Annotated in this window: 14 protein-coding genes; 5 read left to right on the top strand and 9 right to left on the bottom strand. The window is 45.4% G+C overall.

Annotation, left to right across the window (positions count from 1 at the left end; genetic code table 11):
- Positions 1-107: 107 nt before the first annotated feature.
- Together ACVA58_RS08795 and ACVA58_RS08790 are read left to right on the top strand one after the other, a co-directional pair.
- A complete protein-coding gene (locus tag ACVA58_RS08795) occupies positions 108-2,105 on the top strand; it encodes a metallophosphoesterase family protein (protein ID WP_446510055.1) in 1,998 nt (665 codons plus the stop codon).
- Between the two features lie 234 nt (positions 2,106-2,339).
- Positions 2,340-3,062, top strand: coding sequence for a hypothetical protein (locus ACVA58_RS08790; protein WP_446510054.1), 723 nt, complete (start codon positions 2,340-2,342; stop codon positions 3,060-3,062).
- A gap of 59 nt (positions 3,063-3,121) precedes the next feature.
- Here ACVA58_RS08790 and ACVA58_RS08785 read toward each other — a convergent pair whose 3' ends face one another.
- A complete protein-coding gene (locus ACVA58_RS08785) occupies positions 3,122-3,646 on the bottom strand; it encodes an RNA methyltransferase (RefSeq protein ID WP_446510053.1) in 525 nt (174 codons plus the stop codon).
- Positions 3,647-3,895: 249 nt separating this feature from the next.
- On the opposite strand from ACVA58_RS08785, the gene ACVA58_RS08780 reads away from it, so the two are divergent.
- A complete protein-coding gene (locus ACVA58_RS08780; protein WP_446510052.1) occupies positions 3,896-6,265 on the top strand; it encodes a Lon protease family protein in 2,370 nt (789 codons plus the stop codon).
- 94 nt (positions 6,266-6,359) lie between these two features.
- Here ACVA58_RS08780 and ACVA58_RS08775 read toward each other — a convergent pair whose 3' ends face one another.
- Positions 6,360-7,208 carry a DMT family transporter gene (locus ACVA58_RS08775; protein ID WP_446510051.1) on the bottom strand — a complete coding sequence of 283 codons (849 nt, stop codon included), beginning with the start codon at positions 7,206-7,208 and terminating at the stop codon, positions 6,360-6,362.
- Here ACVA58_RS08775 and ACVA58_RS08770 point away from each other — a divergent pair.
- A complete protein-coding gene (locus ACVA58_RS08770; protein WP_446510152.1) occupies positions 7,141-7,368 on the top strand; it encodes a hypothetical protein in 228 nt (75 codons plus the stop codon). The two genes, ACVA58_RS08775 and ACVA58_RS08770, sit on opposite strands and share 68 nt — an antisense overlap.
- A 133-nt stretch (positions 7,369-7,501) precedes the next feature.
- Here the strand turns inward: ACVA58_RS08770 and ACVA58_RS08765 are convergent, their stop codons facing one another.
- On the bottom strand, positions 7,502-8,761 hold the full coding sequence (locus ACVA58_RS08765) for a hydroxymethylglutaryl-CoA reductase (protein ID WP_446510050.1): 1,260 nt from the start codon (positions 8,759-8,761) through the stop codon (positions 7,502-7,504).
- Positions 8,762-8,856: 95 nt separating this feature from the next.
- Positions 8,857-9,264: an XRE family transcriptional regulator gene (locus tag ACVA58_RS08760; RefSeq protein WP_446510049.1), complete on the bottom strand. Its 408-nt coding sequence runs from the start codon at positions 9,262-9,264 to the stop codon at positions 8,857-8,859.
- 102 nt (positions 9,265-9,366) lie between these two features.
- Between ACVA58_RS08760 and ACVA58_RS08755 the strand changes: the two genes are divergently transcribed.
- The gene (locus tag ACVA58_RS08755) at positions 9,367-10,275 is read left to right on the top strand and encodes an aldo/keto reductase (RefSeq protein WP_446510048.1); all 909 of its coding nucleotides are present in this window, start codon (positions 9,367-9,369) and stop codon (positions 10,273-10,275) included.
- A 97-nt stretch (positions 10,276-10,372) separates the two neighbouring features.
- Here the strand turns inward: ACVA58_RS08755 and ACVA58_RS08750 are convergent, their stop codons facing one another.
- From ACVA58_RS08750 to ACVA58_RS08730, 5 genes are read right to left on the bottom strand one after another with little or no spacing between them, the layout of a single operon-like run.
- Positions 10,373-11,824, bottom strand: coding sequence for a tetratricopeptide repeat protein (locus ACVA58_RS08750; protein ID WP_446510047.1), 1,452 nt, complete (start codon positions 11,822-11,824; stop codon positions 10,373-10,375).
- Positions 11,821-12,846, bottom strand: coding sequence for a glycosyl hydrolase family 8 (locus ACVA58_RS08745; protein WP_446510046.1), 1,026 nt, complete (start codon positions 12,844-12,846; stop codon positions 11,821-11,823). The genes ACVA58_RS08750 and ACVA58_RS08745 overlap by 4 nt, the downstream gene beginning before the upstream one ends.
- A complete protein-coding gene (locus ACVA58_RS08740; protein ID WP_446510045.1) occupies positions 12,843-14,915 on the bottom strand; it encodes a cellulose biosynthesis cyclic di-GMP-binding regulatory protein BcsB in 2,073 nt (690 codons plus the stop codon). Before ACVA58_RS08740 ends, ACVA58_RS08745 begins: the two co-directional genes overlap by 4 nt.
- A complete protein-coding gene (gene bcsA / locus ACVA58_RS08735) occupies positions 14,915-17,146 on the bottom strand; it encodes a UDP-forming cellulose synthase catalytic subunit (protein ID WP_446510044.1) in 2,232 nt (743 codons plus the stop codon). Before bcsA ends, ACVA58_RS08740 begins: the two co-directional genes overlap by 1 nt.
- A gap of 2 nt (positions 17,147-17,148) precedes the next feature.
- Positions 17,149-17,670 (bottom strand): hypothetical protein, encoded by a 522-nt coding sequence (locus tag ACVA58_RS08730; protein ID WP_446510043.1) that lies wholly within the window; start codon positions 17,668-17,670, stop codon positions 17,149-17,151.
- Positions 17,671-17,708 lie beyond the last annotated feature (38 nt).

Genomic DNA, 17,708 nt, shown 5'->3' with positions numbered 1-17,708 from the left:
TTGAATTCTCTCTGCAACGGTTGCACAAAGAAAAAACAAGTAGTGTCATATTTTATTTGTAGATTACTCGCGGTTTATTCATTTAAATAGTAATAGCAGTGGTAATCATGCAAAATAATACATTGAAGCGTTCACTTGTTGCGTTATCTATAATAGCAACACTTGCCGGATGTAATAGCTCTTCATCAGATGAGTCTGGAAAAACGTCGCCTAAGCCGGGTACAGCATTAAAAGTTGGCTTACTACCAGATACTCAAGGTGGTGGCTGGAATGTGGCTATTCACCCGATGGAGGCTGTTTTAGCTAAACATCAACAAGAAGGAGTAAATGTTGTTATCCCTGTCGGTGATTTAACAGATAATGGCTCGACTAAAGAGTGGGAGCAGTGGCGCTCTGTTGCAGATAAATACCGGGAAGCTGGCATGGAGTTCTTACCAGTCATGGGTAACCATGAAACCAGCTGGGCGTATACTGTTGAGTGGATTGATAATATGCGTCACTTTATCCCAGAAGATGCAGTGCACATGCCCTCGGCGGAATGGCTGAATTATTACGTCATTCGTGACAACGTCTTAATGATTGGTTTGGCGTACTATAACTTGCCCATTGCTTTTGGCTGGATCCAAGACGTAATTGCAGAAAACGAAGGTCAGTTCGATCACGTTGTGATTGCCAGCCACGATGGCCTTGTGGGGGCAAAATATGGTCAAACTCGCGAACAAATTGTCCAGGGTGTAAAAGACGACAACCGTCTATTTGATATCCATAAGGAAATTCGTGAGTTATTTGCCGAATATGATGTGATTTGGGTACAGGGTCACGAACATATGTATCAGCGCTCGCAGATCCACGCCCGCGTATATGGTTCGAATGATCCGGGTGGCCGTAACAATGTCGATACCCTCGCTTCTACACCTACTGGCGGTAATTACCGTATGCCTTCATATACCCAGATTGTGAGTGGTAATGCCTCATATAAAGGCTATGAATACCGTTACGGTGAGCGAGAGCTGATTCAGGATGTTATCCAGCATAAGATGGCAACGATGAATACGGAATATGATTCCAAACATTTTGATGCCAATGCGGCAATCCTGAGCTTCGATGGTACTCGAGTGGATTACCACGCCTACTATGCGCCGCATACTATTATGAATAATGAAGAGGGTATGAAAGAGCTGGGTGATCCAAATTGGACCTTGATGGATACTTTCAGTCGTACTTTGGAACGTTGTGAGGCTCTGATTTACCCTAATTCGATTCCTGATGACCAGCGTCCAGTGTTGAACCATATCGTTGAATACAAAACCAATGATTGTATTGGTTATGATGGCTCTTCAGCTCGTCTAGTTGGCGGAATAAATAATACGTTTAACCGTGTTGATACGACGGAGCGCACCATGGGCTATAACGCTGGATTGACGCGTGCCGAAACGATGAATGACATGATGCGCCTGACTTATCAGTTCTTGTTTACTCAAAATAAATCATGGGATCCTAACCTAAACAGTGCGGAACGTGCTTACCCGGGTGAGCAAGGTGTTGATGAAACCGGTGCAGAGATGGGTAACGTTGTTGTTCCCGCAACGACTATCGATATGAAAAAACATGTGACGTTGAGCTGGATGCCAAAAACTAACGAAACTCGGTCTGATATATTGCTTGTCAGCGGGATGCAAAACCACGGTGGTGTGTACCAAAATGCATACGGTGGAGAAACGGACTTGCGTGAAAGCACCGGTCTACCTGGATCACAACCAGATGGTAGCGCGAAGGCTGGTCACATTGATTTGCCTCTGACGGCAACACAAGACTGGAACGTTGAAGAAATCATTGCTGATAAATTTGGTGTGCAGTTTACGGTTGATGCTGGATTAAATACTAAAGACTTAGTATTGGGCGAACAAGTTAATGGTGTATGGAAGCCACTTGTGACTGAAAACTGTATTGTTGATGCCCCTTGGGATGAATCATTTTTAACAAGTGAACCTGCACGTGAAGCCGCTTGTGCCGATCAACCTCTAGTGGGTTACGATAGTCAATATGGCAACCGCTGGTGGATGACTGCTGATCGTGATGTGGAAATAGCGCTTATTAAGCAGTAAGCGAACAACGGTTAGAGTCAAAAAGTAAAACATGAAGCCATCAGGCTAGAACTGATGGCTTTTTATGTAAACAGGAGGTAAGTCACTAACATATTTAAGTCATTGTCTATACTTGTAGTATTCTCTCTTCTTTTTCACCCCAGCTATTTATCGTCGACTGTTTTCATTAACTCTTTAATCATCCTAACTGTATAGATGCGTTAGCATCAATGTATCGATTTTGAGGGGATTATTATGCTTGATTTTGCAAATAGCAGAGCCTTGAAAAGTAAACAGGCTAAAGTGACCACGGCTTCTAACACCATAAAAGATGTCGTTTTAGTTGATCTCGTTGAACTGTATTCTACGTCTGAAATTGAGTTACTACAGCAAGCGCTACAACTTATTGATAGTGGAAAGAAACGCATTCAGTGCTTGAAAGAAAAGAGGAAGCAGGAAGAAAAGCAAAGAGATAGTGTTGAAAAAACACTTCATGATGCAGCCTATAACAAGGCTTTATTAGCTCTCGATACTATGTCGTTGTCAGAACTGTATATGTTGAGTGTTTGCTTCTCATATTCCTCGACTACGGTGGTAGAGCTGATACAGGATTACGATCATCAACATTATTTGGCATCCGTCCAGAGATGGTTAGATACCGGTAGTCGCGATGACATTCATTTTGAGCAATCACCAGAAGAAGTACGTGAAGAGTGGCAGTGTGGGATAGCAAATGCAGCCGTTGAAACGATAAGCTGGCCATGTTTGAAATACCACCGTAATTACCAAGGCTCAGTGGTGACATACGTTGAGCCTCAAGGGACTTCCGATGATTTTCCTCAATCAATCTATAACACTGTCATAGAGAAGAATCAGTCAAACTTAACTGCAGAATGCTTAGCTGTGATCCATGCAATTGCGATGTATGAAAATAATGTAGAGAAAGTGCGTAAAATTTTAGACAGCCTAGGACAATAGCACGCTAAAGCCAGCTTAGAGGTTTGCATATGTAAGCTGGCTTAATACTACTATTCGGTTTATCGCGCTGTGGAAGGTGTTTTGACGATGAGATTATTTTTGTTGTCTCGGCTCTGACGGATAAGCTCATCCCCCATAATCACATCCTCAGCTTTTGCCAAACGATCATAAAGTAACACGTTCACCGTTGCCGCTAGGTTCATACAGCCGACAGTTGGCACATATACAACCGCGTGTGCTTTATCAACAACTTCTTGCGCAATAGTGCCATCTTCTGGGCCAAACACATATAAAGCATTTTCTGGGTGTTTGAATGCTGGCAAAGCAATAGCACCTTCCGCAAGCTCTACACAGATTATTTTGGTATCGGAAGGGAGATCATCAAGTAGTGACTGGACATTTGTCAGCGGGATTTTACTCGTTACGCTTTTTGTGTCTGTTTGAAACTTTGCTGCCTTGTCGTAACGCTGGCCGGTATATGATACTGAGTCGACACGATAACAGCCTGCTGCGCGCATTACTGCACCAACATTCGTTGGGCTTTTAGGGTTACTTAGTCCAATACTGACTCGGGTGTTTTTCATTGGTGATTTCCGCTGACCTTATATTAAGCGCGGTATATTAACAGAGAGACTGAATGAGGGGTAGTTGGGCTGATTTCGCTGTTTCCAGTGATTAGAAAAAACACTCTATATCGTAAGGTTTTTGTACATAAATACAGCAAACGATACCTTTTAGTATGGCTTAGCAGTGGTAAACGTAGGCTAAGTCACTAAATCATAATAATTTACTGTCTACACTGGATGTAACTGATTGTTTATGGAGGGAGCCATATGACTATTCAACCGCTAAGCAGTGATAAACTGTATCGCGCCTCAGAGCTAAATGGCTTGCCTGAAGATTGTAAGTCGACGAAAAATCTTACCCCACTTGATGAAATTGTTGGTCAAGAACGCGCCCAGAAGGCCGTGGAATTTGCCATGTCGATCAAGGAGAAAGGGTATAACATCTATGCCATTGGCCGTAATGGCCTTGGTAAGCGTACGATGGTGCTGCGCTATCTCAACCGGCATGATCCTAATGGCAACGGTAACCCACTTTATGATTGGTGTTACGTTGCAAATTTCGAGGAAACTCGTACTCCGAAGGTACTTAAATTGCCAGCGGGAAGCGGTCATGCATTCAAAAAAGATATCGAAAAGTTGATGACGCGCTTGGTCAAGGCGTTGCCTTTGGCTTTCGATAATGAAATGTATTACAGCCGTTCGGAGAAGCTCAAAAACCAGCTGACCGAGAAGCAAGAAAGCGCATTATTGACGCTAACTCAAGAGGCAAAAGAGCACAGTGTTAGTCTGTCGGTCACGACTACCGGTGAGTACCAACTTGTTGCATTAAATGGCGAAGAGCCTCATACCGAAGAAACATTTGCTCAGCTGACTGAAGAAGAGCAAATAGGCTTTGAAGATATGATCAATGAGCTGGAGCGAAAGCTACGCAACATTGTTCGTCAACTTACTGAATTGGAAGAAGAGTTTTCCGAAAAAATCCAAAAGCTCAACGAAGAAGTGGCGCTCGATGTGGTATCGCACTTTATCAAGACGCTTAAACAAGAATATAAGCCGCTGCCTGAAGTCATTGCCTACCTAAAAGCAATGCAGGCAGATATTCTTGAAAATCTCGATATTTTCTTGGAGGAAAGTGAAGAGCAGGTTGCCCTTGCCTATGCTGCGTTGGATAAAAAAATGCCACGCCGTTATCAAGTTAATGTGCTGGTGAACCAAGATGATTCTAAATTCCCTATCGTGGTAGAGGAAAGTCCGAACTATCACTCAATATTTGGTTATGTAGAAAATGCCACTTATAAAGGGACGGTATTTACTGACTTCTCGCTGATCCGTCCTGGTAGCTTACACCGTGCTAATGGTGGTGTACTTTTAATGGATGCAGTCAAAGTCCTTGAGCGACCTTATGTGTGGGATGGACTGAAGCGTGCGTTGCGGTCTCGTAAGCTGAGCGTGAGCTCACTGGAAAAAGAAGTTACTTTATCAGGAACGATCTCACTCGATCCTGAACCGATCCCGCTTCACGTTAAACTCATTTTATTTGGTGACTACCAAACATACCAGCTGCTCCAGCATTATGATCCTGAATTTAGCGAGTTGTTTCGTGTTACGGCTGACTTTGAAGATGAAATGAACCGTACCGATGAGTCGGAAGCGCAATACGCCAAGTTCATTTCCAGCATCGTCAACGATAACAAGATGCTGCACTGTGACCGCAAAGCCATTGGCCGGATCATCGAATACAGCTCTCGCCAAGCAGATGATCAGAACAAACTGTCGTTGCATTCGGCTGATATTGCTAATTTGTTGCGCGAGTCCAACTATGTTGCGAAGTCGTCCAATGCCACGATGATCAGAGCAAACCATGTAGAGCTAGCATTGAGCAACCAGGAAATGCGGGTAAGCCGTCTTAAAGATCATGTAATGCAGACGTTTACCAATGGCACAACATTGATCGACACTGATGGTGAAACGGTTGGGCAGGTTAATGCCTTGTCGGTAATATCAACTTCGGACTATCAGTTTGGTTCGCCGAACCGGATCACTGCAACGACATCTTATGGGGATGGCGGTGTATTTGATATTGAACGCAGTGTTGATCTTGGTGGCCGAATTCACTCAAAAGGGGTGATGATTTTATCGGCGTACCTGGCATCGGTGTTTGGTCGTAATAAGCGGATCCCACTCACTACTCACCTGACTTTCGAACAATCTTACGGTGGTGTTGATGGTGATAGCGCATCAATGGCCGAGTTGTGTGCCATTGTGTCGGCTTTCTCTCAAATTCCACTGCGTCAGGAGGTGGCCATTACCGGTTCGATGAACCAGTTTGGTGCAGCCCAACCAATCGGTGGGGTGAATGAGAAAATTGAGGGTTTCTTTGATGTTTGTGGCATTAAAGGAAGAGCGCCAAACCAAGGTGTGATTATTCCTCAGTCTAATGTGCATAATTTAATGTTGCGGAAAGATATTGTCGACGCTGTTGAAAAAGGCGATTTTAAAATCTGGGCAATTCGCCATGTGACGGAAGCGATTGAAATCTTGATGGGCCAGGTTGCTGGTCAAGCAGGTTTGGATGGTATCTATCCTGTCGATAGCGTATTGGGCCAAGCGCAGTTAAAGCTCAATGCATTGAGGTAGTGACGAGATCACTGTGACTAAAAAAAGACCGCCCACGGCGGTCTTTTTTATTGGAGTCTAATTTAACATGGCCTTTGGTATAGCTTTATCAGCATTACTTATTTGGTGCTGCGCGTTGGCTCCCGAAGATGTTTATCAGCGTACCGACAATGATCAGGCTTCCGCCGAGCAGTGTCCAAACCGATGGCAACTCGCTAAATAGGAATGCACCAAGCAGGATAGAGAATACCACTTGAATGTAAGAGTAGGCTGTCGCCTTGCTTGCCGCCTCGGTCTGCATTGCTTTGGTTAAGCACACCTGCCCAATCTGAGTGAAAATACCCACTAATAGCAGTAAGGCCGCTTCGAATAGGGTAGGTATTTGGATTTCCCCACCTAGGAGGATTAGCGATAAAGGAAGCGCAATGAACGGAAAGTAAAATACGATTACTGAACTGTCTTCACTTTTGCTCAAGCGTTTCACTATGGTATAAGCCACCGCACTGAAAAATGCCCCCATCATCGCGATACCCACGGCAAAGGTAGGAAGTTCGACGGCATTGCTGGCGAGCATGCTGGGTTTGACGGTGATAACTAGGCCCAGAATACTCAGAGCGATACAGATGATGGTTGAAAGTTGTATCCGCTCTTTGAGAAAGAGTAGGGCTAGTACTGCCGTAAAGACTGGGTGGAGGTACTGTAAGATAGTCGCTTCGGCCAAAGGAAGGTGGGCAATGGCATAGTACACACAAACCAGGCCTAGGGTACCAACGGTTCCCCTCGCGATGAGTAATGGTTTGTTATTCCCCCATACCGGAATTTTCTTGCGCTTAATATCGAGATAGCTAAGCACCAGAGAGATAAGGGCCCTTGCCGCTACGATTTGGAAAACAGGCATGCCAGAAGCACTGACTAATTTTACGCATGCCGCCATGAGGGAAAAGCCCAACGCGGATAACAACATATACCGCAAACCAACAGGAAGTTGGTTAAAAACGGAATTCTTAAAGAAAGAGGGTGATAGGGCTTTAAGCATTGACGGAATCGAAACCTCAGCGTTTGTAATGCAGCAGGAAAGTGTTATCCCAAATGATAATGGGAATCGCTGCCGCAATTTTGCCTGAAAATCATGCATAACGCATTAGATATGTGTGATGAATCTTTAGATATAATAAAACGTCCTCCCAGTGTGGCAGACAGAACGCTTTAAAGATTAAATATACCCAAGCACCTTTATGCTACTTGGGTATCATTACGTTAACGCGCCAGTTTGTGATGGGCGCGCGAGAAGTGGCCGGCACAGAAGGCGCCAACTATCGACAACTCACCAGCAAGGCAAAGGGCTGCACAAACCTCAGACAAAGCCTGAGAATGACCAGCGCCATGCAAGCCCAGCAAGTCCAAACATGCTTTTTGGCTAGGAAGAGACGTGCCACCGCCAACTGTTCCTACCATAAGGTTTGGCAAGGTGACTGAGGCATATAAACCACCGTGTTGATTGACCTCAATACGTGTAATCCCCACCGCAGACTCTGCTACGCAGGCGGCATCTTGACCACAGGCAATATAGAAGGCAGCGAGGGCATTGGCATAGTGGGCGTTGATACCGATACTGCCGCTGAGCGTTCCACCGATGGTATTCATACGAGCAAATTCAGCCATTTTTTCCGGCGTGGTATGCAGCATTTTCTCAATCAGTGCTTTGTCGATATTAACTTCGGCCGTCACTTTTTTTCCGCGTACACCACGCAAGGTTTGTGCTGTTGCTTTTTTGTCCCCAGAAAGGTTGCCATCGAGGAAAGCTTCTAGCGGTTTGATTGGAGAGTGGTGCAAGATATGTTCGAATACAGCGTTGGTAGAAATGGTCACCATATTCTGGCCGGACGCATCGCCTGTCAGGTATTCAAATACCAGGTAGACGTGGTTACCTTCGATGTTGACACTAATATCTGTCAATTTACCGTGTCGTGTGGTCGATTCAGCAATACGACGGAATTCATCATATTGGGTGACAACCCAGGCGACGAATTGACCAGCTTGTGCAAGGTCATAAAATGCAAAGCAAGGGGTACGCGTGACCCCTTCGTTAAGCAGCATGGCACTTGCCCCACCGGATTGGGTGATAAGCTGAGAGCCACGGTTATAGGAAGCGACAAGGGCTGCTTCGGTTGTGGCAAGTGGGACGTGATAATCATCTTTGGCAAATAGGCCGTTGACTCGAAGTGGCCCCGCAATACCGATGGGCATTTTCACCGTGCCAATGAAGTTTTCGATGTTTTTGTTGTAGCAGAGCATTTGCTCTTGTGTGTGTCCATCGAGCAGTTGTGCTTTGGCTTCCTCGTTATCGAGCATTTGCCAGCGTCGCTCAACCGCCTTGGGGGTAAGGTAAGGCGTTCGCGGCTGCTTTTTTTCCGGCTTGGTAAAATTTGAACCAAGGCGTTGCTGGAGCTCGTCAGCAGTGAAGTCATTGACCACGGTTTTCATGTGGTCTTGTCGATGGAGATTTAGTTTTGGCATAGCAGTACTTCTTAGCTAATGACTGCGGCGGATTGTAACCTCCTAATATCAAAACACTACTCCTGCCAGTTTGGAAATTCAGGTGCAGACAGAAATCATTCAGGTTTTTCTTGTTTGGCGATATTGAGGAATGTTGTCATCCCGCTGATATCTAAGTAACCGTCAGATTTCTTATGGGTTCGGAGATATTGATAGCCAGTCACAATTGTTAACAGTTTATCTGCTTCAGTATTGCTGATTTTTTTACCGTTCACATGCTCAAAAGCAGCATTAAGTGCCGATTTGTCGACGACTTCGGCTTGGCGGTAGAGGTAACCGCAGCCGGTGGCCAGCCATTCTAGCGAGCAATTGGCCCGCATCGCGATTTGGTTTGCTTTCGCTAAGCTGGGTTCGCTGCCTTTTAGATATTTGCGGATTAAGGCTTCATTGATCTCTACTCTGCGAGCGAAGCCGCTGATGCTTTCTTCGCCAATTAGGGTTTTTAGGCGAGCGGAAAAAGTCATAGTTCGTACTCCAGTTCGAAGGTTTGGATTTATAGCATTGCCTCCTATTCAGAACAAGCCTAGGATGGAACGCGATTTTTGAGTAAACGGAGTTAAGTGCAGATGGTGGCAAAAGTTGAACTCACCCCGAAAGGGCAGCAGTTTTCCGAGTTAGTTCAAGGCTATTGGCGTCTTGCCGACTGGCACATGAGCCCACAGGAGCGATTGAGTTTCCTGAAACAGCATATTGAGTTAGGGATCACGACGGTTGATCATGCCGATATCTACGGCGGTTACGCATGCGAGCAGTTGTTCGGTGAAGCGCTTGCGATTGACTCAAGTGTACGTGACCAAATTGAGATTGTGACGAAGTGCGATATCAACTTGTGTACCGACCTTGTGCCAGAGCGCCAAATCAATCATTACGATACTAGCAAGCAGCACATTGTTCATTCGGTGAATAATTCTTTATCTCGCCTTCAGGTTGAGAATATTGATGTTTTGCTGATCCACCGTCCAGATGTGTTAATGAATGCCGATGAAGTGGCAGAAGCCTTCACAGAGCTCAAGCAACAGGGCAAGGTTAACCACTTTGGTGTATCGAACTTCACGCCTTCACAGTTTGATTTGTTGCAATCTCGTTTAGATGCGCCATTGGTGACCAACCAAGTTGAGGTAAATCCACTTAACTTTGAAGTAGCGCATGATGGTACATTGGACCAACTGCAAATGAAGCGTATCAAGCCAATGGCCTGGTCATGCTTGGGCGGTGGTGCTATTTTTTCTGGCCAGTCAGAGCAGCAAGTTCGGGTACGCAACGAATTAGAGGCGATCCGTGAAGAAGTCGGTGCTCAGAGTATTGACCAGGTAATTTATGCTTGGGTACGACGTTTACCATCGAACCCGTTGCCTATCATTGGTTCTGGTAAAATCGAACGTGTACGGGGAGCGGTTGATGCATTGGGTATTACATTAACCCGGGAGCAGTGGTATCGCGTTTGGGTTGCTTCAAAAGGACACGGTGTGCCATAGACCCACCGCTGACACTGATATCAAGTTGAATAATTAAAATCAGCCTCTGCCTATATAAAGACAGAGGCTTTTTTGTGGTTTAAGTGTGTGCATTATTTTAATAGCACAGCTTATAGCTTTTCTTCTGCGCACACTCAGCGGTTTTCAATGCGTCTTGCAGGTTATCATCGTGGGGATAGGCATCAACCAGCTCACGGAACGTCTCTACCGCTTTGTTGTTTTGCTTCTGGTTGTAATACGCCCAACCTTTAACCTCTGCTAACCCAACTTCTTTGCCATAGGTTTGTTCGAAGGCCTCACTGCGATCAATGACATACTGGTAATCTTGTTTCTCGTAGGCATTGAGAATCGCTTTGGTTTCCCTTTGCTTTGCATAGAGCATTTGTTGGCTTGGGTCGGCGAGGTTATTGGCTAAGAACTCTGCGCGCTGCTCAAACCCAGCTTTGTTTAAGGCCAAGGTGTAGCCGTACTGGGTAGATTGGTACTGCTTGTTTTCACTATCCATCTCTTCAAGTGCTTTTTCAAACGATCGCTTAGCCGTTAAGGGACGATCCATTTTGTACCACTGCCAGCCAGCTAGAGCGTGTTGTTCACCACTTAGCGTCTTGTTTTGATACAGCAACTTAAGGCAGGTCTGAGGGTCGGATTGGCATGCTTTGGCTAATTGCGGTGACTGGCTGCTTCTATTTAACTTTTTCAAACTGGGATAGCGAGAAGACCACAGCTGCTGATAGCGTTTCGCTTGGTCAGTTTTGCCTGACTGCTGGAGGCTGAGAATTTTACCTTCTATTTGCTTACGGCTTGGGGTCTCCGTCCAGCTTATTGATTTGTCAAACCACATGAGTGCACTGTTGTATTGCTTGTTCTTTAGCTGTTGCCACCCCAACAGCTCTGCTCCTTTAGCATCTCGCTTGTGAGATATTAATTGGCCCGCAGAGCGGGTTTGGTTTTTGTTCAGCTTCTGTTGACCGAGGTTGGCGAGATTGACTTGATAGGCGAGATTTTCATAATCATCGGCGTTATAGCTATTGCTGTTTTTGTAACGGTTCAAGATATCGAGACCGGCATCAGCATTCGTCCAACCAAGTGTTTTTTGGGTGGTAGATAAGCCATGTTCAGGGCAATTTGACAAAAGCTTCGAGAGTTTTTGTTTGGAATTTGGCCCATAGCCAGATTGGGTTTCGTGTTTAAGATCTAACCAAGCCCACTGAATACGTGAACAACTCTCCCATTGTGGGTGAGTGAGCAATAATTGATTCGTTTGAGCCGATTGCTTGCTGGCGATGGATTGTTCGAGCTGTTCTCGTGTTGAGCGATAGAGAATTTCTTCTCGCAAAGACTCTGAAATCGGCTGATTGGCGGCTGCTTTTTGTGCTGCTTGCCAACCTTCTTTTTCCATAGTGGCCCAAATTGGCCCTTCATCAAAGAAGTTGTATGGTCCCTGCGGATTAACCTCTACCGAGACGTCGTTCTCAAGTATCTGGATATATGCCTGCTCAGAAGCCACTGCAGGAAGTGCAACGAGAAGAGCTAGGGTAAGAAATTTCATTGGCAGTACCTCTCGTAGAAAGCAATATGGGAGAAAATAATCAAGCTTGATGAGTAGTAATCATCATTGTTGTTTGGATGGGGAAGCGCACTACGATGCTTGTAGGTTTCCTGGCTCAGCTGAACCAGTGTCGCAATCGCATTGGCACCACTTGGTGCATCGTAAGGTGCCATTTGTCCTTTCTTGACATCGACCCAGGCTTTGTTGTGTTGGAACAACCAGCGGCGATAGTTCTCATTTACCGCATTGTCATATCCACCCCAAATCAGGTATAGCGGTATACGGTAGCTGGAGTAGCTAAAACGGCTTGGAAACTGATTAGAGGGCTGCCAGCGATTATCCAGGTACTCCAGCCAGTCAGTGGGGAGTTGATATTGACCATACTGGTTACTGTCCAAAATGGAGAGCCCGCTTTGGTTCAGTGACGCCCAAGCCGTATCCATTTTGGCAAACTCATTGAATGCGGGATAAACCCAATATGAAGGGTTCACGATAGTTGAACCGTCCTTATTGAATCCATATTGGGCTGGCAGTAAAGCCGGTTGATCACCAAGTTGGACAAAGTGAGACGTTGCTAATTCATCAATAATGGCAGTAGCTTGCTGGTGATACTGATGTTCTGGCCAGAGTTCATTAGCTTTGAGCAGTGCCCATGCAATAAAAATATCACCGTCACTGGCATTGTTGTTATCTGGTATATGTGGCGCTGTTGGCTGCCATTTCCAAGCAAATAGCGGGTCACCTTGATGTTGTAGATGTTTTTGCGTCCACCGCCAGAGCTGCTTGAATGTGGGGTGGTCATTGAAAAAAGCGGCCATTAACATACCGTAACCTTGGCTTTCGCTGTGGCTGATACTGTCATTACCGTTGTCAACGACCCGACCGTCAGGAGTAATGAATTTATCTTTATAAAAACTCCATAGCTGCTGATCGGCTCTGATATTGCAGCCATGCACTTTGGCTGCAACTTGTGAGCTGGTGAGTAGAGGGATGGTTGCTATCGCCAGAGGGAGCCATTTCATAAAGGCTTCTCCAGCTGGCGATGAATAAGTAATGTCAGTGGTAGCAACAGCAAGACCAATAGGAGCGGTAAGGAGTACGGGTAGGCGATAAAGCCAGAGCGAGCGAGTTCTTTATCGGCAGCCAAGTCACTGAACGCTAGTTCGATTTCACCATGGTCATGAGACACCCGCTGGTTGAGGTAAATATGTATTTCCTGATTTAAAGCAGCTTCAGTATCTGCATTGAAGATGATATTTCGCCAGCCATTACTGGCTGTCGTTAACTTCGCTAATTGGTCTATTTGGCTTTTTGCTTGCCAACCACCCTGATTTGCTCTGTATTGATAGAAATTACTCGCCCCTGCAATTGTACTTTCACCGCCAGTAACTTGCTTTGATGACCCATTTTGCATATTTGCCATTGTATTTAGGAGTGAATGGCGAAGTGAGGTAAACAGATCGTTTTTCTCATTACCGATTGGCAGACTATTCACATCGGTATTTCCAACATCAAAGGTTAAGTTGACGGGGCGTTGCTGGCTTGTGTTCTCAGTAACCAATATTTCTGTCATAGGGCGTCGAGCTTGCAGGGTTATATGGCTGAGTAGTTGCCATACAGCAGCGAGTTGGCTTGGCTCACTGTAGTTGAGTGTGATCTGCGTATCGCGGCCATTATTGTCAGTAATGAATAACAGCTGATCTGCTGGTAGTTGATGATCAAACTTTGTCAGGTAATTCACCCAAGCACCAAAGCGAATAGCAGAGTTTTCCTCAACCTCGGCAATGAAGGGCATAGTTGTTGCGTTAAAACTATCAATTTGTTCAGGTCCGTATAATTCGACACTGACTTTGTTCAGCCCTGGGCGAAGCTTGTTCATCGGAAAGGCTAAACGGTAGTGTTGAGTTTCCCGCCAGCGACTTGCTCGTAATGGCATACTATTCGCGTAATCACCATTGACCCGAATAACCATCGCCGCTTCACCCGGCAGGACCGAAGGGTGGGCAAGGACCAAATTAATGTGTGCATTCTCATCAGGGCTGAACAGTGAATTGGCGGGCATCATCACAGGTAACACGAGAGGCTCTTGGCCAAATTCCTGCTGTGGTGTGAATTGGGAGATGGTGTATTTCCCCTTGCTTTGAAGCTGGGTTTTATCTGATTGTTGATAGCGGCTAACAACTGCGTACTTGTGGTTAGGCAGAGGGAAGTCGGGATTGGCGAAGTAAGCTGTTGCCTCGAGCAGTTCTTGTTCATTTCTACCTGAAACAACGAATACATACTTTTTTGAGTTAGATTGTTTCACCAGAGCAAGGAAAGGACCTTGAATCCCTGCCAGATAGTCACTCGGCAGCGTGTTTGTCGTTGCCAATTGTTCCGGTAAGCCATACAGCAACTGTATTTGGCTATTGGAAGTAACTCTATCTTGTTGGGCTATATATTGATACTCATAAGACTTGCTACCACTGCGCAAAGTCCAACCTTGTATAAGTTGGCTTGCGATAGAGAGAGCTGCCTGCGAGTTATCGGAAATATGACTGACAAGCTGAACAGGTTGATCATGTAGTTGTCCACTCATGATCAAGGCAGAAAAGTCCGCCAATGTAGATTCAATATTTTTTTCTGTGAAATTGAGTTCAAAGAAAGATTGCTTCGCCAATATTTCGGTGACCGCCTCTGATGCTTCAATTCGTTGTTCAGTTAGGCTTAATGAAGCCGGTAGCTGGTGGCGAACAGAAATTGTCATGAGATTGCCGTATCGCTTGAGCAAGGCTTGCGATAAATTTACGACAATTTGTTGTGATTCACCGTTAGGTTGTAGTTGTATATTAGCAATGGGTTTATTACCAAGGTTTACCCACAAGTGGGCTAGATCTATATTTCCGGAATGGACAAGAGATAATGATATTTTGATGCCAGTGACTTCTTGGCTATCTAAAAGTGTCAGAGGAAAGCTGATCTTATCCCACTGGCCACGTAATGTTGCATCCTGCCCTTCCTGTAATACAAAGCTTAAAGGCACGTTGACAGTTTGAGCAATACTAATGGTAGAAAACAGTAAGCTACAGATGAGGATTAGATAACGTTTCATTAGCGTACATCCTGTGTTTTGTTCTCGTTTTGCTCTGCCCGTTTGCTATCGGCTGAAGCTTGGCGTGACACCGTGAGGATAGTTACCAAACTCTTGAAACTAAGCGTAAAAAAATGGTAGATCGCATGTAGTACTCTGCGGCGTTGTTGTTCTTCGAATGATCTTCTGTGTGCCCATTTTTCACTGTCACCAAATGTCATAGCAGTGAATGTTTGCCAAGTTTTGATGCTGTTTCCCATGACTTCACAGTTTGCGGTTTGGCCGTTTGCAAGATATTTCACTTGATGAACACGCATCGTTAATTGTTGCGGTTTGAGCTTTTTCTTTCCGTTAACGCTTTTTCCGGTTTGCTCGACATAGCAGGTAAGCTCGACAATGTCGGAGGGCTGTAGAGTATGTTCCAATGATTCAATGGTAAGGTGTGCACCGCCTAATGAAGTGTCGTTAATCGTGGCTCTAGAGGAATCATTACCGATTTTGACAAGGGCGTGATTGCGACAAGTCGTACGTGGCTCAACTCGACGTTGCCTTTTTTCAACCATGGCACCAAGGCAAACGAGGCACATTATTAAGTTGAACGTATTGAATACCAACACGACAGCAAGCTGCCCTTGTTCAGCGGTATAATGATAAAAACGATACAGGCCGTATCCTTCGGCAAAACCAATGACGGCAGTGGTAACAACAATCACACGCATTAAAGGAGAGAAGTGGGTGTGGTTAGTAGTTTCACCTTTTGGGGTGACTGCAAAACTGGGTTTTCGGGGGTTGATGATGGCCGATAGTACAGGAATGGCAAGGAAAATGGCCAAAATGGTTTCATAGAACTCTGAAAAAAGGGTATTTCGGTTTTTACCAAATAAATGCTGGGTGATAGCCATACTGATCACAAGGTGAGGGATGGCGTAAGCAATAAAATCACTGGCATTCCCGACAAATATTTGCAGATCAAACAGCAAGTAGCACAGTGGTGCAACCAAGTAGATAAGCCGAAAAATGGGGAAGAACCAAAATAGTGTCGAGTTGAGGTAACACAACTTTTGGGGTATCGATAATCCACGCTTCAGGATTGGGTTGTTGAGCATTAAAATTTGCAACATGCCCTGCGCCCAGCGGGTTCGTTGGGTGACATAATTGCCGAATGTATCCGGTGACAACCCGGCAATCATCGCCTTATTGATATAAGCGCTGTCCCAACCTTTGGCATGAATATTCAACGCGGTATCGGCATCTTCGGTAATCGTCTTGGTAGAAATCCCACCTACCTCATCAAGTGCTTTGCGGCGAATGACGGCAGCTGAACCACAGAAAAAACTCGCGTTCCAAAAATCCAGCCCTTTGAGAATACCGTTGTAGAACATTTCATTTTCTGCAGGTACTTTGTTTTCAATACCAAGATTACGCTCGATGGGGTTTGGCGTGACAAAGAAGTGTGGCGTCTGGACGAAGCCTAGATTTGGCTGGTGTTGAAATTGTCCTACAGTGTTAATCAAAAAGTCTTTAGACGGAACATGATCCGCATCGAGGATAAGAATAAGTTCGCCGGTACTATGGGTCATCGCATGATTAATATTACCTGCCTTGGCATATTCATTCGCAGGGCGAGTAAGGTAGTTAACCTCGAGCTCTTGGCATAACTGTTTGAGTGACTGGGAGCGCTTTCGAGCGGCGGTGGCCTGTTCAACATTGTTGTCATTGAGTTTTTGAGCGGTCCCGCCATCATCCAGTACCCAAACATTAACTTTACCGGGATATTGTAATTGCGCCGCTGCAGCGATAGTCGGACCTACAACGCGAAGCGATTCGTTGTAAGTGGGAATGAATACATCAATCGTGGGGAGGGCTTTATCTACATCGATGGGAATGATATCGCGGTCGCGGTGTTTCGCGTTGACGAACATCCCTAGTAAATAAATGGTAATGCCGTAGATTTCAGTGACGAGTAAGGCGAGGGCAAACGGTATGTCAAGGCTACTTTCCCACGGTAGCGTTTGATCGTAGCGCCACCAGATGTAACGTATGGAAATAAATGCCCCGGTTAATAGCATTAGTAAATGCAAATAAGGTTTATTGCTAGCCGTCATTCCCATCAAAACAATAAAAAAGGCACTGACAGATAACCAAACATGGGTTTCCATCGAAACTTGTACAGTCGCCAGGCTGAGTGTGGCTAGGATAAGGACAATGGCCGTTAACCACTTCATCCATGATACAGCATTGAAAAAATGCATTGCTAGAACTCCTGAAGGTAAAAACTTGGTTTAAGTTCATCCAACCATTTGAGGCCATCTTGATCTTCTGGTGTGCAGTAGTGGATAAAGACAGACAACCATTGCTCCATTCGGCGGGTGTGCTGTTGGGCATAAGTACACTTATCGCCATTCGGCATTACACTAACCCAGCGCTGATACGGTCCGACCGCATTATATTTTCGTTCAGCAGGCTTGCTGGGTAATGCAAAGGCAAATTGTGCGGGTGGTGCCTCTAGAGGCTGCTTAGATACGATTTGGATGACCAAATTTTCGCCGCGCTGGTAGGTCATATTTTCTAGTTCAGACCAATACCAGACTTCTTGGTTACGCCGCTGCCGATAGTTCGCCTCTAAACTCATGCCATCCGGATAGATGGGGAGTTGGTAGTCATGTATGGTCACAGGATCGTCAAAGGTGTGACTAACAAGTTTTTCATTCGTTAGCTGGCAGCCGTTTAATCCAAGAGTAACTGCAGCTAGGCATAACGAACTTAATGCCTTCATGGTGTCTCCTTGAGTAAAGTTGTCTATTGCAGCAGCAT

It is taken from the genome of Photobacterium sp. DNB22_13_2 (genome assembly GCF_052873915.1).
Note: the sequence above shows the minus strand (reverse complement) of the source record. Positions and strands in the feature narration are given on the sequence as shown.

Excerpts from the sequence above, each read along its gene's own strand:
- ACVA58_RS08795 (WP_446510055.1), top strand. The coding sequence starts at position 108 with ATGCAAAATAATACATTGAAGCGTTCACTTGTTGCGTTATCTATAATA.
- ACVA58_RS08790 (WP_446510054.1), top strand. The coding sequence starts at position 2,340 with ATGCTTGATTTTGCAAATAGCAGAGCCTTGAAAAGTAAACAGGCTAAA.
- ACVA58_RS08785 (WP_446510053.1), bottom strand. The coding sequence starts at position 3,646 with ATGAAAAACACCCGAGTCAGTATTGGACTAAGTAACCCTAAAAGCCCA.
- ACVA58_RS08780 (WP_446510052.1), top strand. The coding sequence starts at position 3,896 with ATGACTATTCAACCGCTAAGCAGTGATAAACTGTATCGCGCCTCAGAG.
- ACVA58_RS08770 (WP_446510152.1), top strand. The coding sequence starts at position 7,141 with ATGCCAGAAGCACTGACTAATTTTACGCATGCCGCCATGAGGGAAAAG.
- ACVA58_RS08775 (WP_446510051.1), bottom strand. The coding sequence starts at position 7,208 with ATGTTGTTATCCGCGTTGGGCTTTTCCCTCATGGCGGCATGCGTAAAA.
- ACVA58_RS08765 (WP_446510050.1), bottom strand. The coding sequence starts at position 8,761 with ATGCCAAAACTAAATCTCCATCGACAAGACCACATGAAAACCGTGGTC.
- ACVA58_RS08760 (WP_446510049.1), bottom strand. The coding sequence starts at position 9,264 with ATGACTTTTTCCGCTCGCCTAAAAACCCTAATTGGCGAAGAAAGCATC.
- ACVA58_RS08755 (WP_446510048.1), top strand. The coding sequence starts at position 9,367 with ATGGTGGCAAAAGTTGAACTCACCCCGAAAGGGCAGCAGTTTTCCGAG.
- ACVA58_RS08750 (WP_446510047.1), bottom strand. The coding sequence starts at position 11,824 with ATGAAATTTCTTACCCTAGCTCTTCTCGTTGCACTTCCTGCAGTGGCT.
- ACVA58_RS08745 (WP_446510046.1), bottom strand. The coding sequence starts at position 12,846 with ATGAAATGGCTCCCTCTGGCGATAGCAACCATCCCTCTACTCACCAGC.
- ACVA58_RS08740 (WP_446510045.1), bottom strand. The coding sequence starts at position 14,915 with ATGAAACGTTATCTAATCCTCATCTGTAGCTTACTGTTTTCTACCATT.
- bcsA (WP_446510044.1), bottom strand. The coding sequence starts at position 17,146 with ATGCATTTTTTCAATGCTGTATCATGGATGAAGTGGTTAACGGCCATT.
- ACVA58_RS08730 (WP_446510043.1), bottom strand. The coding sequence starts at position 17,670 with ATGAAGGCATTAAGTTCGTTATGCCTAGCTGCAGTTACTCTTGGATTA.